This window comes from Sinorhizobium sp. GQ132, assembly GCF_059758575.1.
In genome coordinates, this window is the sequence record NZ_JCAXDX010000007.1 from 163,262 (window position 1) to 188,851 (window position 25,590).

At 61.2% G+C, this 25,590-nt stretch carries 28 protein-coding genes and 1 pseudogene; 10 read left to right on the top strand and 19 right to left on the bottom strand.

Annotation, left to right across the window (positions count from 1 at the left end; all coding sequences use genetic code 11):
* Positions 1-4 precede the first annotated feature (4 nt).
* Entirely contained in the window at positions 5-790 is a 786-nt protein-coding gene (locus AC6CIG_RS19110) for an anti-sigma factor family protein (protein ID WP_498323464.1), read from the bottom strand.
* Positions 787-1,329: an RNA polymerase sigma factor gene (locus tag AC6CIG_RS19115; RefSeq protein ID WP_498323466.1), complete on the bottom strand. Its 543-nt coding sequence runs from the start codon at positions 1,327-1,329 to the stop codon at positions 787-789. The genes AC6CIG_RS19110 and AC6CIG_RS19115 overlap by 4 nt, the downstream gene beginning before the upstream one ends.
* A 164-nt stretch (positions 1,330-1,493) precedes the next feature.
* Between AC6CIG_RS19115 and AC6CIG_RS19120 the strand changes: the two genes are divergently transcribed.
* Complete coding sequence (locus AC6CIG_RS19120; protein WP_498323467.1) at positions 1,494-2,897, top strand: S8 family serine peptidase; 1,404 nt, start codon at positions 1,494-1,496, stop codon at positions 2,895-2,897.
* A gap of 294 nt (positions 2,898-3,191) precedes the next feature.
* Complete coding sequence (locus AC6CIG_RS19125) at positions 3,192-3,665, top strand: VOC family protein (RefSeq protein WP_498323469.1); 474 nt, start codon at positions 3,192-3,194, stop codon at positions 3,663-3,665.
* 148 nt (positions 3,666-3,813) lie between these two features.
* On the opposite strand, the gene AC6CIG_RS19130 is transcribed toward AC6CIG_RS19125, so the two are convergent.
* Both AC6CIG_RS19130 and AC6CIG_RS19135 read right to left on the bottom strand, forming a co-directional pair.
* Positions 3,814-5,997, bottom strand: a complete 2,184-nt coding sequence (locus tag AC6CIG_RS19130; RefSeq protein ID WP_498323471.1) for a putative bifunctional diguanylate cyclase/phosphodiesterase — start codon at positions 5,995-5,997, stop codon at positions 3,814-3,816.
* Between the two features lie 89 nt (positions 5,998-6,086).
* Positions 6,087-8,096 carry an AI-2E family transporter gene (locus tag AC6CIG_RS19135; protein ID WP_498323473.1) on the bottom strand — a complete coding sequence of 670 codons (2,010 nt, stop codon included), beginning with the start codon at positions 8,094-8,096 and terminating at the stop codon, positions 6,087-6,089.
* Positions 8,097-8,354: 258 nt separating this feature from the next.
* On the opposite strand from AC6CIG_RS19135, the gene AC6CIG_RS19140 reads away from it, so the two are divergent.
* Together AC6CIG_RS19140 and AC6CIG_RS19145 are read left to right on the top strand one after the other, a co-directional pair.
* Positions 8,355-8,669 carry a PepSY domain-containing protein gene (locus tag AC6CIG_RS19140; RefSeq protein ID WP_100673565.1) on the top strand — a complete coding sequence of 105 codons (315 nt, stop codon included), beginning with the start codon at positions 8,355-8,357 and terminating at the stop codon, positions 8,667-8,669.
* Positions 8,670-8,702: 33 nt separating this feature from the next.
* Positions 8,703-9,308 (top strand): general stress protein, encoded by a 606-nt coding sequence (locus AC6CIG_RS19145; RefSeq protein WP_102762051.1) that lies wholly within the window; start codon positions 8,703-8,705, stop codon positions 9,306-9,308.
* Between the two features lie 123 nt (positions 9,309-9,431).
* Here the strand turns inward: AC6CIG_RS19145 and AC6CIG_RS19150 are convergent, their stop codons facing one another.
* From AC6CIG_RS19150 to AC6CIG_RS19165, 4 genes are all read right to left on the bottom strand, one after another.
* On the bottom strand, positions 9,432-9,719 hold the full coding sequence (locus AC6CIG_RS19150; RefSeq protein ID WP_018096482.1) for a hypothetical protein: 288 nt from the start codon (positions 9,717-9,719) through the stop codon (positions 9,432-9,434).
* A complete protein-coding gene (locus tag AC6CIG_RS19155) occupies positions 9,716-10,786 on the bottom strand; it encodes a fatty acid desaturase (protein ID WP_498323475.1) in 1,071 nt (356 codons plus the stop codon). The genes AC6CIG_RS19150 and AC6CIG_RS19155 overlap by 4 nt, the downstream gene beginning before the upstream one ends.
* An 86-nt stretch (positions 10,787-10,872) precedes the next feature.
* A complete protein-coding gene (locus AC6CIG_RS19160; RefSeq protein ID WP_127710398.1) occupies positions 10,873-11,253 on the bottom strand; it encodes a DUF6481 family protein in 381 nt (126 codons plus the stop codon).
* A gap of 129 nt (positions 11,254-11,382) precedes the next feature.
* Positions 11,383-11,592: a cold-shock protein gene (locus AC6CIG_RS19165; RefSeq protein ID WP_011970048.1), complete on the bottom strand. Its 210-nt coding sequence runs from the start codon at positions 11,590-11,592 to the stop codon at positions 11,383-11,385.
* 538 nt (positions 11,593-12,130) lie between these two features.
* Between AC6CIG_RS19165 and AC6CIG_RS19170 the strand changes: the two genes are divergently transcribed.
* The 5 genes from AC6CIG_RS19170 (at position 12,131) to AC6CIG_RS19190 (ending at position 15,069) form a co-directional block, all read left to right on the top strand.
* Positions 12,131-12,448, top strand: coding sequence for a co-chaperone GroES (locus AC6CIG_RS19170; protein WP_127710400.1), 318 nt, complete (start codon positions 12,131-12,133; stop codon positions 12,446-12,448).
* Between the two features lie 48 nt (positions 12,449-12,496).
* Complete coding sequence (gene groL, locus AC6CIG_RS19175) at positions 12,497-14,131, top strand: chaperonin GroEL (RefSeq protein ID WP_127710402.1); 1,635 nt, start codon at positions 12,497-12,499, stop codon at positions 14,129-14,131.
* A 72-nt stretch (positions 14,132-14,203) separates the two neighbouring features.
* Positions 14,204-14,596: a hypothetical protein gene (locus AC6CIG_RS19180; RefSeq protein WP_127710404.1), complete on the top strand. Its 393-nt coding sequence runs from the start codon at positions 14,204-14,206 to the stop codon at positions 14,594-14,596.
* Between the two features lie 70 nt (positions 14,597-14,666).
* Positions 14,667-14,834, top strand: coding sequence for a hypothetical protein (locus AC6CIG_RS19185; protein ID WP_498323478.1), 168 nt, complete (start codon positions 14,667-14,669; stop codon positions 14,832-14,834).
* Positions 14,835-14,925: 91 nt separating this feature from the next.
* Positions 14,926-15,069, top strand: a complete 144-nt coding sequence (locus AC6CIG_RS19190) for a hypothetical protein (RefSeq protein WP_498323479.1) — start codon at positions 14,926-14,928, stop codon at positions 15,067-15,069.
* Between the two features lie 51 nt (positions 15,070-15,120).
* Here AC6CIG_RS19190 and AC6CIG_RS19195 read toward each other — a convergent pair whose 3' ends face one another.
* The 5 genes from AC6CIG_RS19195 to AC6CIG_RS19215 form a co-directional block, all read right to left on the bottom strand.
* On the bottom strand, positions 15,121-15,651 hold the full coding sequence (locus AC6CIG_RS19195; RefSeq protein WP_127710408.1) for a cytochrome c family protein: 531 nt from the start codon (positions 15,649-15,651) through the stop codon (positions 15,121-15,123).
* A 227-nt stretch (positions 15,652-15,878) separates the two neighbouring features.
* Positions 15,879-16,217: a chaperone modulator CbpM gene (locus AC6CIG_RS19200; RefSeq protein WP_127710410.1), complete on the bottom strand. Its 339-nt coding sequence runs from the start codon at positions 16,215-16,217 to the stop codon at positions 15,879-15,881.
* Complete coding sequence (locus AC6CIG_RS19205; protein ID WP_498323482.1) at positions 16,214-17,119, bottom strand: DnaJ C-terminal domain-containing protein; 906 nt, start codon at positions 17,117-17,119, stop codon at positions 16,214-16,216. Before AC6CIG_RS19205 ends, AC6CIG_RS19200 begins: the two co-directional genes overlap by 4 nt.
* Before the next feature lie 82 nt (positions 17,120-17,201).
* On the bottom strand, positions 17,202-17,564 hold the full coding sequence (locus AC6CIG_RS19210) for a response regulator (protein ID WP_498323484.1): 363 nt from the start codon (positions 17,562-17,564) through the stop codon (positions 17,202-17,204).
* Between the two features lie 26 nt (positions 17,565-17,590).
* Positions 17,591-20,125: a PAS domain-containing sensor histidine kinase gene (locus AC6CIG_RS19215; protein ID WP_498323485.1), complete on the bottom strand. Its 2,535-nt coding sequence runs from the start codon at positions 20,123-20,125 to the stop codon at positions 17,591-17,593.
* 418 nt (positions 20,126-20,543) lie between these two features.
* Here AC6CIG_RS19215 and AC6CIG_RS19220 point away from each other — a divergent pair, with 418 nt between their 5' ends.
* On the top strand, positions 20,544-20,972 hold the full coding sequence (locus tag AC6CIG_RS19220; RefSeq protein WP_498323487.1) for a GFA family protein: 429 nt from the start codon (positions 20,544-20,546) through the stop codon (positions 20,970-20,972).
* Between the two features lie 141 nt (positions 20,973-21,113).
* Here the strand turns inward: AC6CIG_RS19220 and AC6CIG_RS19225 are convergent.
* From AC6CIG_RS19225 to AC6CIG_RS19250, 6 genes and pseudogenes are all read right to left on the bottom strand, one after another.
* Positions 21,114-21,490, bottom strand: a pseudogene (locus AC6CIG_RS19225) (PIN domain-containing protein).
* 16 nt (positions 21,491-21,506) lie between these two features.
* Complete coding sequence (locus AC6CIG_RS19230; protein ID WP_498323489.1) at positions 21,507-21,761, bottom strand: FitA-like ribbon-helix-helix domain-containing protein; 255 nt, start codon at positions 21,759-21,761, stop codon at positions 21,507-21,509.
* A 119-nt stretch (positions 21,762-21,880) separates the two neighbouring features.
* Positions 21,881-22,843, bottom strand: coding sequence for an ATP-binding cassette domain-containing protein (locus tag AC6CIG_RS19235; RefSeq protein ID WP_498323490.1), 963 nt, complete (start codon positions 22,841-22,843; stop codon positions 21,881-21,883).
* Complete coding sequence (locus AC6CIG_RS19240; RefSeq protein ID WP_498323491.1) at positions 22,840-23,751, bottom strand: ABC transporter ATP-binding protein; 912 nt, start codon at positions 23,749-23,751, stop codon at positions 22,840-22,842. Before AC6CIG_RS19240 ends, AC6CIG_RS19235 begins: the two co-directional genes overlap by 4 nt.
* Positions 23,748-24,569, bottom strand: coding sequence for an ABC transporter permease (locus AC6CIG_RS19245; RefSeq protein ID WP_498323493.1), 822 nt, complete (start codon positions 24,567-24,569; stop codon positions 23,748-23,750). Before AC6CIG_RS19245 ends, AC6CIG_RS19240 begins: the two co-directional genes overlap by 4 nt.
* Before the next feature lie 5 nt (positions 24,570-24,574).
* Entirely contained in the window at positions 24,575-25,510 is a 936-nt protein-coding gene (locus AC6CIG_RS19250; protein ID WP_498323495.1) for an ABC transporter permease, read from the bottom strand.
* Positions 25,511-25,590: the final 80 nt, after the last annotated feature.

Sequence of the window (25,590 nt, forward strand, 5' to 3'; positions counted from 1 at the left end):
GCACTCACCGTTGCGCACCTCGGAGTTCGCCGAGAGCTCTAGCCTCTTCCGCCGCCTCGAGCGGCGCCCCTGCATCGATCGCTGTCAGATAGGCGTCGAGCGTTTCCGTGGAAGATGCAGGAGCATAGCCGCCGCTCGCCACGGGTGCGATGACGGCGAAGGTCACACGCCACTCGGCCCCGGTGCGGCAGGCAACCGAAACCACTGTTGAGCCATCGGCCGAGTCCAGCTCGAACTCGCGGCACAGCGCCTGCGCCTTGTCACGAAATGTCGCAATCGCCCGGAAGCGTTGCGTGGAACCCGGCAGCCGCCGTTCCTCGCCTGCGGCGACCGTGGCGAGCGCCTCATCAAGCGCAGGACTGCTTATGGCGGCAACGCGCAAGCCACCTTCGATCGGTGCCTCGACACTTCCCCGCAGCCAATACCCGCCGAATCCCGCAACGACAGCCGCCAGCGAGGCAGCGACGGGAGCGAGCCATCGACTTCTGTTAGATCCTTTCGCAACGCGGCGTGGGAAAGGCAGGATGCCCGCGCCCGATACAGGAGGTGGCGACGTCTTCTCCGTCACCATTCTTTCGACCGCACGCTTGAGTCCGGAAGGTACCGGCTCATCGAGCAGCGGCTCCATAGCGGTCTTGGCAGCGTGGCGCGTTTCGATGAAGAGCGCCACCCGCGCGACCAGCTCGTCATCCGATTCCATCGCTCGTTCTACTTCGGCGATCGTCCCGGCGTCGAGCTCGCCGTCGGCGAACCGCATCAGTGTCTCGTCGGAGAAGTCCGTTCCTGTCATTCGTTTGTGCCCTTTATTGACTGAGAACGTCCGGTCGTCTGTGTTATTCCGGCAGCCTCGGCCAAACTCTTGCGTGCCCTCGCCAGTCGGCTCATAACCGTGCCTATGGGAATGCCCATCACATCGGCCGCTTCGCGATAGGATAGCTCCTCAACGCAGACAAGAAGAACCACCTCCCGCTGCTCGTCCGGCAATTCGGCGATCGCCTCCGCGACGGTTTTGAGGGTCAGCCGCGCTTCGGCTTCCCGCTCGCCGGATGAACCGGCGATGTCATGACGCTCGGTGATATCGTCCTGCACGCCTGCGGTCTTCTGCCGGCGTACCTGGTCGATCCAGAGATTGCGCAGGATGCGGAATATCCAAGCGTCGAACCGCGTGCCCGGCTCGAAGCGCTCGGCACTGGCCAGTGCCCGCTCGCAGGCCGCCTGCACAAGATCATCGGCGACATCACGCGAGCCGCAAAGCGAGATGGCGAAGCGGCGCAGATTGGGCAGGAACGCCATGAGGCGTTCGCCGACATCCTTCACCGCACTGCTCATGTCCCGAAACTCCGTAATTGGCTAGAAGAGGGAATAGACCGACGACTCAGCCGTTCTGACACAATCTACAGGTAGCGGTCTCACCGTCTACAGGTAGCGGTCTCACTGTCCAAAGGAATGCGCTATCTTCCTATTAGCCTGACCTAGCCGATTGAGGTTTTCAGATGCTGACCACGTCGAAACTGGCCCTGCTCGCGCCCATTGCTGCAATCGCACTCTTATCCGGCGACATCCTGGCTCCCGGGAGCATGATCGTGCGTGACGTGCTCGGAACGGGGCTTGCCCTGGCCGACGATGACGACGACGATGACGGTGGGAATGACGGCAACCGCGGCTCGCGCGGTTCCGGCCGCTCCGGCTCCTACGGCGCCGGCGCCGGATGGAGTGGCGGCAAGAGCCTGTTTCCATTCCGAGAGTTCCTGCCACGTTGGACAGCCCCGCGGCGCTCGCGCGCAGCCGCGCCCGCCGCACCGATACGAGCGCCCGATGAGATCGTCGGGCTGGGTTTCAGTTCGACGGAACTCGGCGGGTTGGCGGCCGCAGGCTTCGAGCTCCTCGAACGGAACACGATGGCTTCCTTCAACGCCGAGGTGATCAAGCTTCGCATTCCCCAAGGCCTGACACTGGAAGCCGCTCGGCAGCAGGCCCGCGCCCTGGCGCCTCAAGCGGTGATCGACTTCAACCATTATTTCCGGCCGGAACAGCATCCCGATGCCCCGTGCGCCGCAAGCGACTGCCTGGCACGCGACGTGATCGGCTGGCCCTCGGCTCAAACCTGGCCTGGCACTTGCGCGGCAGGCGTGCGTATCGGCCTTGTCGATACGGCGATCAACCCCGATCACATCGCATTCGAGGCTCGCAACGTAGAGATCGTCCGCCTCGTCGACGAAGACCTGCCGGAGCCCGGCAGGCAGCACGGCACCGCTGTCGCGGCCTTGCTCGTGGGCTCAGCCACGAGCCGCACGCCGGGCCTGATACCGGGTGGCAAGCTCATCGCCGTGGACGCGTTTCACCGGGCGGGGCGGCAAGACGACCGCTCCGCCGCCTTCGATCTGGCGCGCGCACTCGACCTCCTCGCTGGGCGTCAGGTTCAGGTGATCAATCTCAGCCTTGCCGGCCCGCCCAATCTCCTGCTCGAACAGGCGGTCAAAAAGGCGGGGGAGCGCGGCATCATCATGGTCGCCGCCGCGGGCAATGACGGTCCGAGAGCCGAGCCCGTCTATCCGGCTGCCTATGAAGAGGTCATTGCCGTCACCGCGACCGACAGGCGCAAACGGCCCTACCGGCGCGCCGGACGCGGGGAGCATATCGACTTCGCCGCCCCTGGCGTGGCGGTCTGGACAGCAGCTTCGGTCAGCGGCGCGCGTCCGAAGACGGGAACCTCTTTCGCCGCCCCTTTCGTGACCGCGGCGGTGGCGATGATGAAAGCATCTGAAGCGGACCTCGCTCCGGAATTGCTCCGCGACAGGCTGACCGGGCACGCCGAAGATCTCGGAGAACCGGGAAAGGATCCTGTCTTTGGCTGGGGCCTGTTGAACGCGCGAGCGATTTGCAAGACGAAGAGCTAAGCAGCGTCGTGCGGTGCAAGACATGCATGGGAAGGGCCAAACCCACCGACCGGCCACTCGCAACAGCCACGCCATCCTCGCTGTGTGAAGGCGCTGCAGCGTTGCGAGGCCGATGTGCCTGGCTTTTCTTGCGGGCGCATTGAATACTTGGTGATCCCGTGCGAATTTCGAAGCGCATAATGGGAGCTTCTTCCGTGAGGTAGCTCTACGTTCACTGGCGGCCGGGCAGGTGATTTCCCAATGTCGGCCGCTTGCGGCCCAAATCCGAATGTTTCCGAGCGAAAGGACCACGCAATGGCGAAGAATACGATTTGCCTATGGTACGATAAGGACGCCGAGGCTGCCGCTCGTTTCTACTGTGAGATCTTTCCTGACAGCGCGGTGCATGCCGTGCACCGCGCACCCGGTGACTACCCCGCGGGCAAAAAGGGCGACGTGCTGACGGTGGACTTCACCGTTGCGGGCATTCCCTGTATCGGCCTCAACGGGGGTCCCGCATTCAAGCACAACGAGGCTTTCTCCTTCCAGATCGCCACCGACGATCAGGAAGAGACCGATCGCTACTGGAATGCCATCGTCGGCAATGGCGGCAAGGAAAGCGCCTGCGGCTGGTGCAAGGACAAATGGGGGATTTCCTGGCAGATCACTCCGCGCGTACTGACCGACGCGATGGCGGCCGGCGGCGACGAAGCGAACCGAGCGTTCGAGGCGATGATGGACATGAAAAAAATAGACGTCGCTGCAATCGAGGCGGCGCGGCGCGGTTGATGCTCCACCGGACTGCGGCCCGGTTTACGGCAAGAGCGTGTCTGCATTTCCCTGTGCAGACGCTCGGACCGCCAGTTAGCTGAGCATTCAATGTTTCATGGAAACGTTGAACGACGGAAAACCGTTACACACTTTTCCTGGTAGCGCTCTAGAAGGAGATTCCTTGAGCCTTGTCTGTGCCAAGAAGCTGACGAAGTGAATTCTTCGGCATCGGCCTGGACAAATGGAAGCCCTGCAATTCGTCACAGCCAAGCTTGCGCAGGATTTCGCTCTGCTCCTCGGTCTCGACGCCCTCGGCGGTGATGCGCAGGCCTTTCGCATGTGCGACACCGACGATGGACTGCACGACCGCCACGCCGCCACCGGGCCGGTCGAAGGCGTGGACGAAAGAGCGATCGATCTTGATCCGGTCGACCTCCAGGCGCTGCAACCGCCCAAATGAGGAGAAGCCCGTACCGAAATCGTCAAGTGCGAACTTGACGCCGAACTCGCGTAGCGCGGTGATGTTTTTTTCGCAGACGCCGGCTTCGTCGAGGAGAGCCGTTTCGGTGATCTCGAGCTCCAGTCTCGACGGCTCGACCCCGAACTGCCGCAGCAGTGAGAGAACCTGGGCGGCATAATGCCGTTGTCCAAGCTCGACCGCGGAGACGTTCACTGCAATGTCGAGGCCTGGAAATTCGCGCGCCGTAGAACAGGCTTCCTTCAGCACGAAAGCGCCGAGCCGATCGATGAGGCCGGCAGTCTCCGCAAGCGAAACGAAGGAATCCGGTGCTATGTTGCCCTTGCTCGGATGCCGCCAGCGAATAAGAGCTTCCAGCGAGCTTATCTCGTGGGACTGCGCCGAATAAACGGGCTGGTAGAAAACCTCGAGCTGATTGCCGGCATCCAGGGCCGCTCGCAGATCCTGTTCCAGATCCCGCTTCGTCCTGATCAGTTCGTCCATGTGAGGGCCAAACACTGCGTATCGGTTCCGCCCGGCCGACTTGGCGTGGTAAAGCGCGATATCGGCCTTCCGCGTGATCTCGACGGGATCGGCGCCATTCCCGGTCGCGACCGCCACACCTATCGAGAGTCCGATGAGAATCGGCTGTCCGTCTATCTCGAAAGGCCGGCGGATCGAAGCGATCAGCGAGTCACAGAGCTTCTCCACCTGGTCCTGGCGGGTGCGTTCGACGATGATGGTAAACTCATCGCCACCAATTCTGGAAATGGCGGCACCAGCAGCGGTTTCCTTAAGCCGTTTCGCGACCTCGACCATCAGCCGATCGCCAACAGGATGGCCGAGTGTGTCGTTCACTTGCTTGAAGCGGTCGAGATCGAGGTACAGGAGAGCATTGGCTTGATCGATTGTCGACGTAGCGACGACCCGCGCCAGCAGACCGTTGAAAGACGCACGGTTGGCGAGTCCCGTCAACGGATCGTGACGCGCCAGATGGTTGAGCTCCGCCTGGCTTTCCTGCAGACGTCTCGACCGCCTCCGCAATACGATACTGAGCGCGCTGGTGAGGGCAAAGAGGAGGGCGCCGGCGACCAGAAGCACCGGCGCCGTGGCCTTCATCACATCGGCACCGGGCCTGAACGGGAGCCAGGAGAAATAACCTATCGTTTCTCCGGACGATGAAACGATCGGAGCATAGGACCGCTGCCGACCGAGTTCCGGCAAAACAGAAAAGCGCAGGTCCTCGAAACCATAATCCTCACCGAGATGGGTCAGGAGATCGCCGTCGAGAAAGCGGACGGCCAAGTGCAGAAATTCCCTGCCGGGCTCCTGAACGATATCACCGGTGTCCGACACGATCGGCTTCACGCTGATAATCGCCGGGCGGCCCCCGATGCGTACGAGATCGCCCTCGCCGATGGACAGCACCTGCTCGCTCGTTCCTTCCTCGTCGCCTGCTGCGAGCCTCTCTTGCAGCTTGGCGATCAGCGGCATTGCTTCGGGTTCTATGTTGCTGAAAGCTTCGTCAGTCCGGCCGGCAAGAAAGGCGTATAACGGCTTACGGTCCGGACTGATCACGAATGCGCCGTCGTGTCGGAAATAGCTGTTCATCCAGCTGCCCAGGTTGGAATCAACCCACCGCGAATCCCATTTCTGCGAAACTTTTCTGACGGCGTCATCCCAGACGGTGACGCTCTCCTGATCATGGGCGATGCTGCCTTGCATCTTGGAGATGACAAGCTCGACGAGGTGTTGCTGCCGCTTGACCGCCACAGCGTCCGATTGCTGCGCCGACCAGCGGACGGCCAGGTATATGCCTCCCATCAAAGCCATTGCGATGGCCAAGGGCAGCATCCACCTGAAAACCGCGACTTTGCCAGCCACAAACCTCATCCGCACTCCTCCTGATAGGGCTGCTCATCATTGAGCTGAACGTCTTAAAACGGCGTAAGCTTCGCACGTGCCCTTCGGCATCTCACGATCTAGTCCGCTTTGACCGTGCTTTCCCTATCCGCGCGCTTGCTTCTCCGCATGGCGTATCCGGGTGCGATCTTCGGATGGGCGAGTTTCAAAGACCGAGGCAATTCGTCTGAAAGCGCTTCGCGGACGGCGTCGCCCATCCCGAATACCACGAAATCCGCCTGCAGCGATTCAACGAGCTGGTCTCTTTCGGTTGTTTCCGGCCGGCCATCCTCTTGCCACAGAACGATCCCGATGCGCGCCGCAGGGGCCATGCGTTTCAGCCGACGCACGGTAAACTTGGCATGTCTCATGAAATCCCGGTCGAGAACGCTCAGGACGACGGCGTTTCGCCCCTCGAGCTTCAAAGCCTTTATATTGCCCGCCTTGAGGACGTCGTGACCGGCGTGAGCCGCCTCCGCGCCCTGGATCCATAGGGTCTGGGCGAGCATCGATGCGGCAACGTCATCGAGATCACTGCGCCCTCCGACGCACAGGACGGACTTCCCGTCGCCGAGGGGAAGATCATATTCGTCCGCATCATCATCATCACCATTTTCCTGCGCTTCCGCGCCCGTTTCCTCCTCCCCCTCCTCTTCGCCGGCAATCTCCTCGAGATTGGCGATGAGGGTATTCGCATTCTGGGCAATCTGAGCCGCCTGGGCGTTTGTCAGGGCGCCCCGTGCGCGGTCCCGCTCCGCCAGGAGCAGTGCGGGAATAGCAACCGTGTCGTAGAACTCGACGAGATACTTCTCCTCCAGCATGTCTTCCGCATTGTCCGTCGCCTCATCCGGATCTCCGGCGAGCAGACGCTGATAGAGGCGCTCCTTCGGATCGAGCACGGGCTCGTTGCCCAGCAGGATCTCCAGAAACTCGAATTGCGGGACGTGGCGACCGAGAACGACAAGGCACACGGTGAGCGGCGTCGACAGCACCAGTCCGACCGGCCCCCAGAGCCATGCCCAGAAGATCGCCGCGACGATGATCGCAAGCGGCGACAAACCGGTGCGGGAACCGTAAAGCCAGGGCTCGACGACATTGTTGCTCACGAGTTCGAGGACAATGAACAAGGCCGCCGTCCAAACGAGCAGGCTCCATCCAGGTGCCGCGGCAAACGCCAGGAACAACGGCAGAGCCGCAGCGATGACAGGCCCGATATAGGGGACGAAGCGCAATACGATGGCGAGCATCCCCCAGAGGACCGCATTGGGGATACCGAGCAGCGAGAGGCCGATGGCCAGCGGAATGCCGTAGGTGATGTTCACGACCAACTGCATGAGCAGGTACCGGCCGACGCGAGCGCCCGCGTCCTGAAGTGCTTCGGTCGTTCGATGCAGGTCGCCGTAGCCGACCAGCCGAATGAAACGGTCGCGCAGCTCCTCCCTCTCGAACAGCATGAAGATGACCACGACGATGACGAGGCCGGTCGTCGCCAAGGGCCCGAGCAGAGGATTGATGATATTCTTCAGTGTTTCGACCGGCCGCTGCGGAGAGAAAATCTCCACGAGCAACGGCTGGGTCTCCGGCGCCGGTTCGGGTGAGGCGCGCACCTCGGGTTCGGGCCGGCTGATCTCCGTGCTGATCCTCTCTATGACACGGCCAATCCGTTCAAGGATCTGGCTTTCCGATCCGGTCTCCTTCAGGGTCCTGACCTTCTCGACGATGTTGTACTGATAGGTCGGCAGGTTCTGAGCCACCTCGCTCACTTGCATCGCTATGACCGCGCCGAATGCGGACAGGAACAGAAAAGCCGTCGTCACCGTCCCGACGACGGCCACCGAACGGGGACAACCGACCCGACGCAGCCTCGAAACCAGCGGCGCGAGCGCAAAGGTGAGCAGAATGGCGATAGCCAGCGGCAGGAAGACGTCGCGGGCGAAATAGAGGACGGCAACCGTGGCAGCGGTTGCGATGAGGGTCGGGAGACGTGACGGCTGCGCCGCGGCTGCTGCGCCGCGCGCAAACGCGATTTGCTGCAGGCCGCCTGCGGCGGCTGCACGATCCTGGTCGACGCCACGCGAGAACTTCAGCACCACACCCTCCACCACTTCACCCGGCGGTCGACCTGGTTGCGACCAGCAGGCAAGAAAACTTGTTCGCAAGTAGGTAGGGCAGTGTTTGGCGCCGCCCAGCAGATGCTCCGTTGCAAGGAACCGCGGCGGTTGCCATTTCCCCGTGCCAAACCAAGCCCCCACCAGCATGACGGCCGAAGCATCGCGCCGGGAACCATTCTGCGCCCGGCGTGTTTCTGCGACGGGGGATCAATCGCGGTCTTCTGAAGAGGTAACCACATGAAAAATATGATCATTGCCGCGGCAGCACTGATGAGCGCCGTGGCCACGACTTCACTCGCGCAGACGACACCTTCACCGGAAGGAGAAACGCCTGCTGTCGCAACGCCCGATTCTGAGAACCCGACGGCACCGGTCGAAGGCGCGAACAGCTTTACTGAAGCGCAAGCGAAGGAACGGATCGAAGAGGCCGGATACACCGAGGTCAGCGGATTGAAGCTCGACGACAAGGGTGTGTGGCAGGCAACTGCGATGAAGGAGGGCAAATCCGTTTCGGTCGCTCTCGACTACCAGGGCAACGTAACGGCGCAGTAGTCCACAGACTCCAAAGGAAAAGGGAGAACGAATATGAGAACCGTAACAGGGCTCTTTGACGACTATGCAGATGCTCGCGAGGCCGTAAGCGATCTGGAAACGGCAGGCGTTCCTTCAGACAACATCAGCATCGTCGCGAACAACACGGGAGATCGCTACTCGACGGACGGCTCGAACGCGGCCGAAGGGGCCGGTGCCGGAGCTGGCCTCGGCGCTGCCGGAGGCGGCGTCGTTGGCCTTCTGACGGGGCTTGGCCTTATGGCCATTCCTGGAGTTGGCCCAGTGGTGGCTGCCGGCTGGCTTGCCTCCACCGCGGCCGGTGCGGCCGCCGGCGCAATCGCCGGGGGCGCAGCCGGTGGCCTGATCGGTGCGCTGACGGAATCCGGCGTCGATGAAGAAGACGCCCATGTCTACGCCGAAGGCGTTCGCAGAGGGGGCACTCTGGTCACGGCAAGGGTCGAAGACAGTGTCGCACCCCGAGCAGAAGCGATCCTGAAACAGCGCAAAATCGTAGATCCTGCGGCCCGCAGAAGCATCTATGCCCAGGAAGGATGGTCACGTTTCGACGAAAATGCCGATCCGTACACGCTCGATCAGGTCGAACGGGAGCGTGAGCGGTACCGCGGCATGATGCCATAACGGCAGGGCTGACGTCCGCCGCTGCGGGGGCTGCAAGGGCGGCCGGCCCTCGCAGCTATCTCCGCGGCCGTCGAGCAAAATCGGCAGCGCACACGCGCGCCCCATGCTTCTTCTGGGGCGTGCTCACTTGATCTTCAGAAGTAGCATCTTGCCGGCCATGGTAATGCCGTGAGCCGACTCCTCGGGCGGAACATCCGTATCGAGCGCCTTCACGAGGTTGTGCTCGCGCAGCTCGTTCAGGGTCGCGGTCGTCAGGAACTTGATCTTCTGCGGCCGTTCCTTGAACCGGTCCTTCCTTGCATAGGTGACCTGGGCATTCAGGTGCGTCCACCTCTTCCCACCCTGGGGATGGACGTCACCGTCCTTGGCAAGCTTAAGGCCCCGGATCTGCGTTGGCGTCAATTCAATCATGTCGTCGTCTTTCGTCCATCTTCGGTAAGGGAGCGGCGCAGCGACCCTGCGGCGTCGCGGAATGAAACCAGCCTCCGGCGCCGGTCGTCCCAGAGCACGAGCCGGACGCATTTGAGGCTGTCCCACAAGGTGATCCGGCCGATGTCGGCAAGTTGCGGATTGTCACGCAGTACTTCCGGCAGACGGTAATAGGGGATCCGGCTGGACAGGTGGTGCACGTGATGAATGCCGATATTGCCGGTGAGCCACCGCAGCACCGGCGGAAGATCGTAATGCGAGGCACCATGCAGCGCCGCCTGAGGAAACCGCCAATCCTCGCCCGCCGACCAGTGGGTCTCCTCGAACTGGTGCTGCACATAGAAGAGCCAAACGCCGGCTGCACCTGCGAGCAGCACGACCGGAAGATGGATCAGGAGAAAAGGTCCCAACCCGACGGCCCACACCATCAAGCCGGCCAGCGTAACGATCGCAAGATTCGTCCCCATGGTCGAAATCCAAGGCAGAGCACCCGAGTTCATCATCCCGAACGGCAGGCGTTGCTTGAACAGGAAGAGCCAGGCTGGCCCGATGCCGAACATGACGAGCGGGTGCCGGTACAGCCGGTAGCCGAGGCGCTTCGTCGGCGAAAGGGCTCGGTACTCGGCAATGGTCAGCGTGGTGATGTCACCAACCCCGCGTTGGTCGAGATTGCCCGCAGTCGCATGATGGGCGGCGTGTGCACGCCGCCAATAGTCGTAAGGGGTCAGGGTCAGGACCCCGAGCACGCGGCCGGTCCAGTCATCGAGCCCCCGACGGGCGAAAAACGAGCCGTGGCCGCAATCGTGCTGGATCATGAACAATCTGAGCAGGAAGGCGCTGGCAGGAAGGATCGCGATCAGCCCGGGCCAAAAGCCGTTGGCCAGGGAAAAGCAGGCCGCTGCCCAGAAGATGGCGAAAGGAACGAGAGTGACGAACAGTTCGAAGGCGCTACGCCCCAGACGGGGCTGCCGGTATTTCGCCAGCGTCTTCAACCACGCTCCAGCATTGTCCTCAACAAGTGAAGCGGGTGGATAGACATGTGCGCTCATTATAACCGGTCCGTTTTTCGCTCGCCCCGTGATCATCTGCCAGGGCAATGGGCTGCGCCCGTGGAACGGGTGCAGGTGTTGAAGTGTTACGCCCGGCGGGCTTTGCGGGCCGCATAGCGGCGGTCGCGTTCGGCCTTGCGGGCCGCCTCGTCGGCGACGACACGCGAGACCCGATCGGCAATTTCTGCCTGGCGGGCTTCGGCTTCAGCCCTTTGCTCGGCCTCGGCAGCCGCGGCCAACGCAGCGGCTTCTGCCAGAATTCGCTCGTTCTCGGCTGTCTTCAGCGCTTCGCGCTCGGCGCGACGGGCCTCCCTGGCACGGTTGGCCGCTTCGCGCGCAGCCAGTTTTTCCTGCATTTCAGGGTCGGTCGGCTTGGGAGCGGATGCAAATTTTGTCAGAAGCTGGCGCTTTGCATCTGCCGCGGCATTGCGTCGTTCGGCAAAGCCGTTGTCGTTCGGGTGTCTCAATCGTTGTTCCTTTGATATCGTTTGGTCGCGAAGACCGCCTCAACGGAAAAAGGCCAGACATTCGCCTGGCCTCTTCGAACCTCTTGCCGCGATGCCAGTACATCCGTGGTCATCAGCGGCGAAAAAGCATTAGGCAGCGCGGAGCTGGCCTGCGGACATCTTGCCCGACTTGTTGTCGCGCTCGAGCTCGAAGCCGAGCTTCTGACCTTCAACAATCGAATTCATGCCTGCGCGTTCAACAGCAGAGATGTGAACGAACACATCGGCGCTGCCGTCGTCGGGCTGAATGAAGCCGAAGCCCTTGGTGGAATTGAACCATTTAACTGTGCCAGTGGTCATAACGAACCCTTTCTTAGCAACATAGATCACCGCTGGGCGACGCACAGCGGGGTTTCGACTTTTGAGAGAGGGAAGTTCGTCAAGAGACGCGCACAGCGCAGCAAAACAAATATCGGCAAACAAAGTATCGATGTCCTCTCATAGACGAGAGCGGCGGCCGCGTCAACCTTTTGTTTTCAGAAAAATTGAAGACAACCTTTGGTAGATAACTCCAGGTGGTCGCGTTTCTTTCCATACCGGTGCACCCGCCGCTAGGCCAAATGAGCTGAGTACACCGGTACGCCTCGAAGTGTTTTTAACTAACGAACGCACAGTCTCCTACTCATCCTGACTAGTATCTTGCCGCGGAAAAAGGTATTTAGGTACGTTGAAATATTAATTCCATTTCTCCCGGACAACAATTCGCGTAAATTGCAGACACCGATTTCAGGTCATATTCAGCTTCGAATAATATTTCTTGGCACTCCTATTAATCCATTGCCGTCGATGCTATTTAGGAGTTGCAGCCGCCCTATACGCCGGCCGCAGAAAGAATCCCATGACATTTCGCCCGCTCCTCGACCGCGTCGTCATCCGACGCGCCGAAGGTAACATTAAATCCAAGGGCGGGATCATCATCCCCGACACCGCCAAGGAAAAGCCCCAAGAGGGCGAAGTGATCGCCGTCGGTCCCGGCTCCCGCGACGATAGCGGAAAGCTGATCCCGCTCGACGTCAAGATCGGCGACACGATCCTGTTCGGTAAATGGTCCGGAACAGAGGTCAAGATCGATGGCGAAGACCTGCTGATCATGAAGGAATCCGACATCATGGGCATCGTCGCGAACACCGTCCCGACCGCCGCCAATGCTGCCTAATCCGTCGAATTCCGATCCCTTATCTCAAGCCCGAACTGGCCAAAGACAATGTCCGCCAAACAAATCATCTTCTCCACTGACGCCCGCGATCGCCTGCTCCGCGGCGTGGAATTGCTTAACAATGCCGTCAAGGTGACGCTCGGCCCAAAGGGCCGCAATGTCGTCATCGACAAGTCCCATGGCGCTCCACGCATCACCAAGGACGGCGTTTCCGTCGCCAAGGAAATCGAGCTTGAAGACAAGTTCGAGAATATGGGTGCGCAGATGGTGCGTGAGGTAGCCTCAAAGACCAATGACCTTGCCGGCGACGGCACCACGACGGCTACCGTGCTCGCCGCGTCCATCTTTCGCGAAGGTGCCAAGCTGGTTTCGGTGGGCATGAACCCAATGGACCTGAAGCGCGGTATCGACCTTGGCGTTGCCGCCGTCCTCGCGGAGATCAAGGTACGCGCCACGAAGGTCATCTCGTCGAGCGAGATCGCGCAGGTCGGCACGATTGCCGCAAATGGCGACGCCAGCGTCGGCGAAATGATCGCAAGGGCAATGGAGAAGGTTGGCAACGAGGGGGTGATTACCGTCGAAGAAGCCAGGACGGCCGATACCGAACTCGACGTCGTCGAGGGCATGCAGTTCGACCGCGGTTATCTCTCGCCGTATTTCGTGACCAATGCCGAAAAGATGCGCGTGGAACTGGAGGATCCCTATATCCTCATCCACGAGAAGAAGCTCGGCAACCTGCAGGCTATGCTGCCTATCCTGGAGGCCGCGGTGCAGAGCGGGAAACCGTTGCTGATCATCTCCGAAGACGTCGAAGGCGAAGTGCTGGCAACGCTCGTCGTCAACAGGTTGCGAGGCGGCCTGAAGATTGCGGCCGTCAAGGCGCCCGGCTTCGGCGACCGCCGCAAAGCCATGCTGGAAGACATTGCCGTTCTGACGGCCGGCCAGACGATCTCCGAGGATCTGGGCATCAAGCTTGAGAACGTCACACTCGATATGCTTGGCCGCGCCAGGCGGGTGCTGATCGAGAAGGACACGACCACGATCATTGACGGCTCCGGCGACCAAGCCTCCATCCAGGCACGCATCAGCCAGATCAAGGCGCAGATCGAGGAGACGGCGTCCGACTACGACAAGGAAAAGCTGCAGGAGCGGCTGGCGAAACTCGCCGGCGGCGTCGCGGTGATCCGCGTCGGCGGCGCGACCGAGCTTGAAGTGAAGGAAAAGAAGGACCGCATCGACGATGCCCTGAACGCGACGCGCGCGGCGGTCGAGGAAGGCATCGTTCCCGGCGGAGGAGTGGCGCTGCTACGGGCAAAATCGGCCCTTGTCGGTCTCGCCGACGAGAACGCTGACGTAGCCGCAGGCATCTCGATCGTGCGCCGGGCACTGGAAGCACCAATCCGCCAGATCGCCGACAATGCCGGTGTCGAAGGTTCGATCGTTGTCGGAAAACTCGTCGACAGCAAGGATCACAACCAGGGCTTCGACGCACAGACGGAAACCTATGTCGATATGATCAAGGCGGGCATCGTCGATCCCGCCAAGGTCGTGCGGACCGCCTTGCGGGACGCCGGCTCGATCGCGGCTCTTCTGATCACCGCCGAAGCCATGATCGCCGATATTCCCGAGAGGGAGTCTCCCCAAGGCACCGGAACCGGCGCCATGGGCAGTATGGGATACTGAGAGCAGTGCCTGAACCGTTCGGCCGGATGGCCGGGCGGCAAAACGCGAACAACGACGGAGGGGAGGCTTCCAATGGCCATCGAGAACAGCAGCAAGACATCAATCACCCAGCAATTCGACAGCTACAAGCCATCCAAGGCGATCCTCGTATGGGCATGCGCCGCCACGGCAGCCGCAACGATGATCGTCGGCTTCAACTGGGGCGGCTGGGTAACAGGCGGCACGTCTCGCACGGCGGCAGCGGCCGCAGCCGACATCGCGCGCGGTGAACTGGCATCCGCCATATGCGTCGAGCGGTTCAACGCCGCGCCGGACGCGGCCGCAAAACTGATCGAGTTCAAGGCAATCACCGACGGTTACAAGAAGCGTCAATTCGTAGAGGCCGGCGGTTGGGCGACGATGCCGGGCCAGACCTCACCCGACAGCCGCGGCGTTCAAGGTTGCGCCACCGCTCTGGCCATCTGAGCGCAAAATCTGAAAAGCGCTCCCGTGTTTGTTTGGAGCGCTTCAATCTGCCAGATCAGGAGAACGTCAAATGATCCGTTTCGAGAGAAAGCCCGACCCGCAGCCCTCGCTGAAAGAAGCCGAAACCAATCGTACCAAGCAAATGAGCGAAGCCGCGAAGGACGAGAACAAGAAATCGGACACAACGGGAGCGCGGCGTCGCGCGCCTCAAGCGGCTGATGACGACCGGCTCATTTGAGAGCATATTGGACGCCACGGCCTGTTTCTCATTGGGCCCGCCCGTATGGCGGTTCGGCTTTATCAAATTCAACGTCAAAAGGATCGCATCGATGGCTAAAGGACAAGTGAGAGGCAACCGCGAGGCGCGGAAGCCGAAAAAGGAAAAGGCGCCGGTGAAGGTAGAGACGAGCTTCACCAATCAGCTCAAGAATGCCGAGAAGAGCAGCCCACAGGGTGGTAAACACAACGGCTGAGCCCAAGGGACCGGCGGGGGCGCTGCAAGACTTCGGAGCCGCGTGCAACGGCTATTTTGGCGCTGCGGCCGCGGTTTCGCCCGGCGGCAAGATCCTGAACATAAAGGTTGATACCTTTTCCCCTGGCTTGAACGGGCCCGGCACCTGATGACTTACCGGCTTCAGGCTTTGAAGGAATGCTGCAATTGCGCTTGCGTCTTCTTTTGTGAGTTGCGCAAATGCGTGCCACGGCATGATCGGCGCCAGCATGCGGCCGTCGGGGCGCTGCCCGGTCTGAATGGCAGTCACAATCTGCTCCCTGGTCCAGCTGCCGATGCCGGTCTCCTGGTCGGGCGTGATGTTGCGGCCGATGAAAACACCCTCTCCGGGAATTTCGAAGCCTACATCCGACCCGCCCAGAAAGCGTGAGCTGTCCGGCTTTCCAAAAAAATATCCCGGTGTGTGGCAGTCGTTGCAGCCGCCCATCGTGACGAGATATTCCCCCCGCGCAATTTCGGGATCGTCGGCAGCAGCGGCCCCGAGCGGCTGTAGCCCAAAAGCATAGGTGGCGAAACATGCGAACCCAATGCCCAACCGAAACATGCTTGCCTCCTTGAGGTTCGCTGCTGAAGCAAACTGAATATCATAACGGAGTTGCCCTATATATTAGCCATTTTGAATTATCGGGAAATCGCCGAGCCTCTATGTGGTTCAGCCTGACGGAGGTCGCACCATTCGTCGACGACCATCTCGGAAAGTGCGGCCGGTAGAGCGCGCTCCTGGCCAGCGCCCTGCAGCACCTTTGCGACAACAAATCGCGATGCCGCAGGCTAATGCTGCTGGCCAATATGCGAAAAGAGCGACTGCTTCAATTGCTGGCGTACCTCATCAGGCTGCTTCGACAGCGCCGTCGCAATTGTTCTAAGCTCCCGCCTTAGCCCATAGAGCTGATCCAGCAGCGCAAGGATGATCGGGACAGCGTCATCGTTGACGTTCATGTCGCGCCGGAGCTCACAAACCAGGCGGATTCGAGCGACGTCGACGTCGTCAAATGAGAGCCCGCTCTCGCCTTGAGCCGGCACGATCCAGCCGCTGTGCACCCACTGGCGCAGCTGTTTGAGAGTTACGGCGTCGCACTGTTCAAGGACTTGCCTCTCCGACAATTTCATGTGGCCCTCCGTAGAGCTTCGCGCGGGTCATAAGCGTGGCTCTGCCGCCACGTTTCCATGAAACGCTCGAGATCGGGATCGGTCGCCGTCGGCAGAACGACCTTCAGCGTAACACGCTGATCCCCGGCGGGGCCGTTTTGAGACTTCACTCCTTTGCCCTTGAGACGCAGGATGTCGCCCGTATTTGAACCCTTAGGGATGGTCATCGATACGCGCCCGGAAATCGTCGGCACTTGGATTTTTGCACCAAGTACGGCTTCATAGAGCGTAATTGGCAGATCCAATTCGATGTCGTTGCCTTCACGACGGAAGACGGCGTGAGAACGGACGCTTATTTCGATCAAGGCATCTCCGGGTTCCCCGCCAGCAATCCCCGGTGCCCCCTTGCCCCTCAGCCTGAGCGTGCTGCCGTCACGTGTGCCGGCAGGAATGGCCAAGTCGAGCGTGTTCCCATCGGGAAAGGTGATGCGGCGTCGGGCGCCGTTTGCCGCGTCCTGGAACTCGATTCCGAGGTGATAATGACGGTCCTGCCCACGCGCCCTGAAACGAGCCCCTGCCCCGCCGCGCCCGAAAACATCCGCGAAGATGTCCGACACATCTTCGAATTCACCGGTTCCGCTCGCTGCCCCATACCGCCGCGCGTGGTCTGCATCGGCGTAGTGCCTGTAAAAGTGCTGCTGCGGCCGTTCTGCCCCCGACGCATCGATCTCGCCCCGGTCGAACCGGGCCCGCTGCTCGGGATCGCTCAGCAAATGGTGGGCTGCGGAAAGCGCCTTGAATTTGGCTTCCACTTCCTTGTCGCCTGGATGCAGCTCCTTTGCGCGCTTGCGGTAGGCTTTGCGGATCTCATCCGGTGCGGCGGTACGCGGAACGCCGAGTATCTGATAGGGATCATCAGTCACCGATCACCTCCACCAATTTGACGTGCACGTGGACTGCGTGGCTGCGGCAAGCTGCGCGTCAACATCTTCAGACCTCTGCTCGCTAGACTTCCTTTGAAATCTGCACCAGCGCGGTTTCCAGTTCGCTGTCCAGAAACGGCTTCGTGAGCAAGGGGATGTTCGAGTACCTAGTATCCAGGCCTTTGCTGCCGTAGCCCGTGGCAAAAATGAAGGGTACGTGGCGTTCCGCCAGAACGTCCGCGACCGGATAACTGGGCTCCCCGTCCAGATTGACGTCGATGATGGCGATGTCGAACTGACCTTTCCGCGCGATATCGAGCGCCTCCTGCATCCGAGAGGCTATAGCGACGACCTCATGCCCGAGTTCGCATAGACTATCTTCAATCAGCATGGCGATCATGGCTTCGTCTTCGACCACGAGTACCCGAAGTCTGCGCTCTGTCATGCGTCAGGCCTGTAGAAGCTTGAACGTCATGCCAGTGGCGCCTCGATGTGAAAGCGCACGCCGCTCGGCGCAAACACAAGATCGACCTTGCCGCCGAGTTCGCGAGCCAAAGCACGTTGGAGCAGGCGGGTGCCAAAACCCGTCCGCGCTGGGACTATAACAGATGGACCACCAATCTCCTCCCATTGTAAATGCAGGTGAGACACACTCTCAATATCGCTGACATGCCAGCTGACCTTGATGAGACCGCCGTCGTTCGTGAGCGCCCCGTATTTCGCAGCATTCGTGCAAAGCTCATGAAAAGCCATCGACAATGCCAGTGCCATTTTCGGCCGCAACCGGATTGGCGGACCGGAGGCCTCAACGCGCTGCTGGGGTTCCACGCAGATTGGATTGATCGTCGCGAGCAGGACCTCTTGAAGATCCGCACCCTGCCAGCTCTCCCGAGTAAGCACGTCATGCGCCCTCGCCAATGCGACGAGCCGGCTTTGGAACCGGCCAAAATCCTGGCTTGCGTTTAGACCACGGAAGGTTTGCGCAGCCAGCGATTGCACCGTGGCGAGCGTGTTCTTCACGCGGTGGTTCAGTTCGTTGACCAGGAGCTTGCGGTGTTCTTCGCTGCGTCGCCTTTCTGTAATATCGCGCGCGATCTTTGACGCGCCGACAACGCGACCGCGGGCGTCTTTCAAAGGGGAAACCGTCAAGGAGACATCGATCAGGGTTCCGTCCTTTCGAATCCGTACCGTCTCATAATGGTCGATGTGCTCGTCTCGCCGAATCCTCTCAAGAATGCCGGGCTCCTCGTCCTGGCGGTCGGGCGGAATGAGAATATTTATAGGCTTTCCGATCACTTCCTCGGCGCAATAGCCGAACAGGCGTTCGGCACCTCTATTCCAAGTCTGGATGATGCCTTGCGTGTCCTTGCTTACGATCGCATCGTCCGAGAACCTGACAATGGCCGCGAGCCGTTCTGCATATTCCGCAGCCTTCTCGCGATCGGAGATGTCCACCAGCATGTTGACCGCCCCAACGAGCTTGCCGGCGACATCATGCAGCGGAGTGGGATAGGGTATGAACGGCACACGGGTCCCATCCGGCCTTTCCGCCACGGCTTGTTCGCCACGGACCGGTCGGTCTTCTTTCAGCGCCACGGCCATTGGACATTGGTCGTGCGGCAGGTAGGTGCCGTCTGGTCTGTAGAGACGCCAGGTGACACACCATTTATCTCCGATCTGTGGGGTGCGGCCGGCCATCTCGACAGCCGCCTTATTGAAGAAAGTGATGCGACCTTCGGCATCTGTGGTGTAGACGGCGGCGGGCAGCGCCTCGAGCAAATCACGCATATGCTGTTCGCTTTCGCGAAGCCGGTCGTCCATGCGTTTCGCTTCGGTGACATCAAGCAGAACCCGCACGCCATAACGGAAACGACCGGCTTGATCGCGGACGGTCGAACTGTAAACATCGAGATAAACGACCGTACCGTCGGGCTTCACGGCACGTTTGCGAATTGCATAGGTATCAATCTCTCCGTTGACCTGCCGCGCATAGCAGCGGGCTTCCTCACCGCGGTCATCCTCATGCGTATAGTCGAGGAACGTCATAGTCAGAAGTTGTTCGCGCGAGCGGCCCAGCATGGTGCAGAATGCGTCATTCACCCGCAGCAGGCGGCCATTCGCATCGGATTCAGCGATCCCGATCGTCGCCGCCTGGTAGGTGGCTGAAAGGCGTTCCTCGCTCTCACGCCGTGCGTCTTCCGATTCGTACAGGCTGGTAACATCGGTCGTGAAGCATCGGGTGTTGACGAATTTTCCGTCATCGAAGCGGCTGTTGGATGTGATCAGCACATGCTTGATCGAGCCATCGCGTGCGCGCAAGCGGGCGGGATATCGATCGAGTTTTTCGCCACAGGACAGGCGGTCAAGAATGTCGCCGATGACAGGCGGATCTGCGTGAAATTCAGCGATGTGCCGGCCTACATACTCGTCCGCCGGATATCCGAGGAGCTCCAGCTCTGCCTTGTTCGCCCGCAGGATGATGCCCGCGGCGCTGACGATGTGCAGCCCGATCGCGCTGTTCTCGAAGAAGTCCTCCAGGTCCTTGCTCTTGCGGCTGACCTCCTCCTCGATCCGCTTCTGTTGCGAAATATCCTGGAAGCAATTGATCGCCCCTTGAATTTCTCCCCGATGATCTCTGAGGGGGCGAATGTTCACAAGTGCAAAAATGCGAGATCCGTCAGGTCTTTCGATGATCACCTCGGCGTTGCGCGTGGAGACACCGTTCTTGACCGCCTTAGCCATAGGGCAGTCCTGATGCTCCAAGAGCGCGCCGTCCGGAAGGAAAAGACGCTGGGACCCACAAAACCGCTCTCGCGGTGAGCTGAGCGATGGCTGTCTACCCCAAAGCTCGGCTGCCTCCGCGTTGTATCGCACGAGCCATCCCTCGTGATCGCAGACATAAACGGCTCCCGGGATAGCATCGAGCGCAGTTGGAGCTGACGTGATCAGCGCTTCGTATTCGGTCAGTACGCGACCGGTAAGCGGGAATTCTTCGACATTCGACATGAAAACAAGTCCCTCGCGGCTCTTCAAGGAATCGATTGATCTCAGCCGGAGTCATGGAGGGACAACTCTGCTCGACGCGCGACCCCAGGTGCGCAAAATTGCTACAACGCGTATCAACGTACCGGACGCGGTTTTGTTCCAGACATTTTTGACTCGCACATTCTCGGACCGGCTGATCCAGGCACTACCATTGACCGTCCCCATTTCCTCTCGACGCAGCGGCGCCACACGAATGGGCAACCTATCGAAAGCTCACATCTAGACCGCGGCGCTTTAGAGATCTACAGTCGAGCTTCTGTGAGCCTAAAATTGCATCAGGTCCAGCCCTTCGCGTCGCCCACCGCGATGAATTGCGGTTCTGGCCCGCGCATCAGCCCTCAATAAACGCAATCTGACCGTGCAAGCGGGAGGAGTTTCCATGGCCACTGCCCAATGCGCCTGCGGCGCTCTAAGATTGATGCTTAACGAACCGCCACAACTGACCGCGCTGTGTCACTGTTTCGCCTGTCAGCGAAGAACTGGTGCACCTTTCAGCGCGAATGCGTTCTACTCGATTGACTGTGTCGAAATATCTGGCGTGTCTACAGAGTACATTCGTACTGCCGAGAGCGGTCGCAAGGTCCGGATGCATTTTTGCCCAAGCTGCGGCTCGACCCTCTATTGGAAAGCCGATGCTTCGCCGTCCTGGATCGGGGTAGCGGTAGGGTCATTTGCCGACCCGAACTTCGCCCCGCCTGCCATGTCAGTATTTGAGCAATCGAAACATAAGTGGGTGCAGCTTGATGAAACGGTGGAGCAATTCCAGGGCCTTCCAATCGGGCAGCAGGAATCGACACGGGGAGGCTAGAGCCGGTGGGCGCGCACAAACTTTCCACGCGCTGCAGACGTTCTGCTCACCGCTGAAAGCGACGGCCCGCGGCTCACCAATCTGCTGCTCTCTATCCGCCGCCTGAAACGATCCGAAGCACCAGTGGATGAGGTTTCTGATTCATCTATGGTGCCAAGGATTTACCACGGTAAGTCCAGCCGCTTCGAACAGGCTGATATCGCGCGTTGCGACGATAAATCCCCTGGAGGCGGCAATGGCGGCAATATATCCGTCGGGCGTCGGAAATCCCTTGGCGGCGGCTCGAGCGGTCACGGCAAGCCCGGCATAGTAGCGAGCAGCTCCGGTATCGAACGGCACGATCGCCAAACAGTTCGAGCACGCCGTCAAGCATTTCGGCCAGAACCTTCTTGCGCCGACCGTCCCGCAGCGCACCGATATCGAACAGCAGTTCGGCCCGTCACACCGGCCAGATAAAGAGTTTCAGCGACCTGCTCGTTTAACCAGGAGCGCACGGCCGGATCGGCGGCCGGTTTCATCGCCTCGGAGACGAGATCATTCAAATCTCATCGGCTGCGCCGGCGCCTTGTCACGTACCTCGTCGAACACTGCGGAATCGTCATTGGTCAGGCCCAGTCGCCGGCCGAGCTCAGCCAGGGCATCGCCCATGCGAACGCGCTGCTCGGGCTTCACTGCACTTTCCAGAATCTCCCGCACTTCCGCCTCGGTGCTGCGGCCGTGCATCGCCGCTCTCACGCGCAGGGCGCGGTGCACTTCATCTGGCACATTCCGAACCGTCAGGATCGCCATAGTCAAACCCTTGCATTCGCTTTCAATGATAGCAATCTAGTTTTTTTGCAGTCGCGTCGCAATTTTGGGCGACAGGGCTTTACGCTGGACTAGAGAATTTCCGCTTTCCCGGAATTTCTCTAGACGACTGGCACCAATCTCATCCGATGGCCGGGCGCGATTTCGACGAGTTCGGAGGGCGGGGGCGCGGCAAAGACGTCCGGTGCCGTGCTGCCGTCAAGTGCGAAGCGGCGACCGGCAGGAAGCGGCACATCGGCAAAGTGGTCTTTCGTCCGCGGGTTCAGCGCCGCATCCGGATCGGGAATGGCAGCGATGAGCCGGCGCGTATAGGGATGGGCGGGCCTTTCGAAGATCTCCCGCCAGCCGCCCTCCTCCACGACCTGTCCGAAGAACATCACCAGCACCCGGTCGCTCATATGCTCCACCACGCTCAGGTCGTGGCTGATCATCAGGTAAGCGAGGCCGAGCTTTTCCTGCAGGTCCAGCAGCAGGTTGATGATCTGTGCGCGGATCGACACGTCGAGGGCGGATACCGGTTCGTCCAGCACGACGATTTCCGGTTCGAGGATGAGGGCGCGGGCAATGCCGATGCGCTGGCGTTGACCGCCGGAGAACTCGTGCGGATAGCGGTTCGCCTGCTCGGGCGTCAGCCCCACATTGGCGAGCATGATCTCGATCCGGTCGGCGATCTCCGATGCGGCCGTGATGCCGTGCAGCCTGAGCGGCGCAGCGAGCGAGGTGCGTACCGACTGGCGCGGGTTCAGCGAGGCATAGGGGTCCTGGAAAACCATCTGCACCGCCTTGGCGCGCTGCATGCGTCCGGGCGCACCCGGCCCGGTAAGCGGCTGACCGCGGAAGCGGATCATGCCTTCGGTCGGCTCCTGAAGACCGAGAATCGAGAGCGCCGTGGTGGATTTGCCGCAACCGGATTCGCCGACGATCGACAGGCATTCGCCCTTGGCGAGCGAGAAGCCGATGCCGTTAACGGCATGCAGCATGCGCCGCCCGGTTCCGAGCAGCCCTCCGCCGGCAACGGAAAAGCGGACATGCAGCTCGTCCACCTCGAGCAGAGGGTCGGTCATGGCTGACCCCCCTCTTCCGCGCTGCGCGGCGCGATGAAACGGGTCTCGGTGAGCTTCGAGCGGTCGGCAATGATGCTATCGATGTCGACCAGCCGTTGGCGGCCGTGCAGACCGCGGCTGCCGAAGCGCGGCAGGGCGCCGAGGAGCCCACGGGTGTAATCGTGCCGGGGTGCCGCGAAAAGCGCGCGTGTCTCGTTCTCCTCGACGAGGCAGCCGGCATACATGACGCCGACCCGCTGGCAGATGCTGGCGATCACGCCGAGATCGTGGCTGATGAAGAGAACCGCAGTACCGCGCTCGGCGCAGAGTTCCTTGATGAGGCGCAGCACCTCGGCCTGCACGGTGACGTCGAGCGCCGTGGTCGGCTCGTCGGCGATCAGAAGGTCCGGATTGCAGGCGAGCGCCATGGCGATCATCACGCGCTGGCGCAAGCCCCCCGACATCTGGTGCGGATAGTTGCGCGCCCGCCGGTCGGGATTGGGCACGCGCACGCTGGCGAGCGCGTCGACCGCTAGTTTCTGTGCCTCGTCCCAGCTCTTTCCCTGATGCAGCACGAACATCTCGGCGATCTGCCGGCCGATGGTCGAGAGCGGGTTCAATGCCGTCATCGGCTCCTGAAAAATCATGGCGATGCGGTTGCCGCGCAGGCGCCGCATCTCGCGCTTAGGCAGCGCCAGCAGATTCTGCCCCTTGAACAGGATCTCGCCGCCGCAAACGGCGAGCGGCTTCTTGAGAAGCCCCATGACGGCGAGCGAAGTCACCGACTTGCCCGAGCCGGACTCGCCGACGAGACCATAGGCCTCTCCCGGCATGATCTGGAAGGAGACTCCTTTGAGGAGCGGACGATTGACGGAGCGGCCGACCGCGACGCCCAAGTGGAGTTCCTTGATGTCCAGAAGCGCGGTCATGGGGTGCGCGTCCTCATATGCGGGTCGAGGCTGTCGCGCAGGCCGTCGCCGAGAAGATTGAAGCCGAGCACCGAGAGGAAGATGGCAAGACCGGGGAAGATGGCCACCCAGGGCGCGAGCTGGACGAGCTGGCGCGCATCCGTCAGCATCGAGCCCCAGCTCGGGAACGGCGGCTGGATGCCGAGGCCGAGAAAGGAGAGCGCGGCTTCCGAAAGCACCGCCGAGCCCATGCCGAGCGTCGCCATGACGAGGATCGGTCCCATCATGTTGGGCAGGATCTGCGTGAACATGATGCGCAGGTCTCCGTAGCCGAGAGTCTGCGCCGCCTGCACATAGCCCAGCGACTTCAGGGAAAGTGTGGAAGAGCGGGCGATGCGGCAGGTCCAGCTCCAGTTGGTGAGACCGAGCGCGATGAGAAGCGACGGCAGGCCGGGACCCAGCACCGCCATCACCGCCAGCGCGAAGATCAGCGAGGGAATGGCGAGCATGACGTTCGTGAAGCCATTCACCAGATCGTCCCACCAGCCGCCCCAGTAACCGGCGGTCATGCCGAGCGTGACGCCGATGATCGAGTTGATCACCTGCGAGACGATGCCGACCGTCAGCGAGATCTGCGCGCCGTAGAGGATGCGGGTGTAGACGTCCCGCCCCTGCCCGTCCGTGCCGAACCAGAAGGTGGCGTCCGGCGGCAGTTCGGAGTTCATCAGGTCCGCGTCGAGCACGGGGTCGAAGGGCGCAATCCACGGGGCGAGGATGCCGGCGAGGATCACCAGCGTCGTCAGTCCGGCACCGAGCCAGAAGTTGAAGCCGAGGCGCATTCCCGTCACTCCTGCTTGATGCGCGGATCGATCGCGGCATAGATCAGATCGACGGCCGTGTTGATGACCAGGAACCAGAGCACGATGACGAAAATCGTGCCCTGCACCACGGGAATGTCGCGGCTCGCCACGCTATCGACCAGAAGCGAACCGATGCCGGGCCAGGCGAAGAGCTTCTCGATCACGACAGCCTGGCCTATCAGCGAGCCGAATTGCAGGCCGACGGTCGTGACGATCAGCACCAGCGCGTTGCGCGCCACATGCCAGCGCACCACCTTGGCCTCGCTCATGCCCTTGGAATGGGCGGTGCGGATGAAGTCGGCGTTGAGGACATCGAGGACGCCGGCCCGCGTGGTGCGCGCGAGAAGTGCAAGGGGCGTGACCCCGAGCGTGACGGCGGGCAGGATCAGGTTCCGGAAGGACCCGTCGCCGTAACCGAAGCTCGGCAACCAGTTCAGCTGCAGAGCGAAGAGATACATCATCAGGAGACCCAGCCAGAACTGCGGCATGGAGAGGCCGGACACCGCCCCGATCATGGTCACCGTATCGAGCACGGAGCCGGGCCTCAGCGCAGCAACGAAGCCGAGCGGCACACTGACGACGAGGGCGAAGACCATGGCGGCGAGCGCCAGTTGCAGCGAGGCCCACATACGGTCGTTGATGAGGTCGATCACCGGCTGACGGGTGCGGAAACTGGTGCCGAGATCGAATTGCGCAAGGTCCGTGACATAGGTCACGAAGCGCTCCATCAACGGCTTGTTCAGCCCGAATTCCTCGTTGAGGCGGGCGATCATCTGCGGGTCGGCGGCGCGCCTGCCATCGGCGAAGAGGCTTGCGGCGAAGGTCCCTGGTACGACGCTGAAGATGACGAAGATGAGCAACGCCACCACCACGACCGTGGGTATGATTTGCAGGACGCGGCGCAGGGTAAAACGAAGCATGAGCGGTCCCGTTCTGGCAGCCCGTACGGGCGGCGACAATCGATAAGGGGGCAGCCGCAGCTACCCCCTCCCCCTCAAGG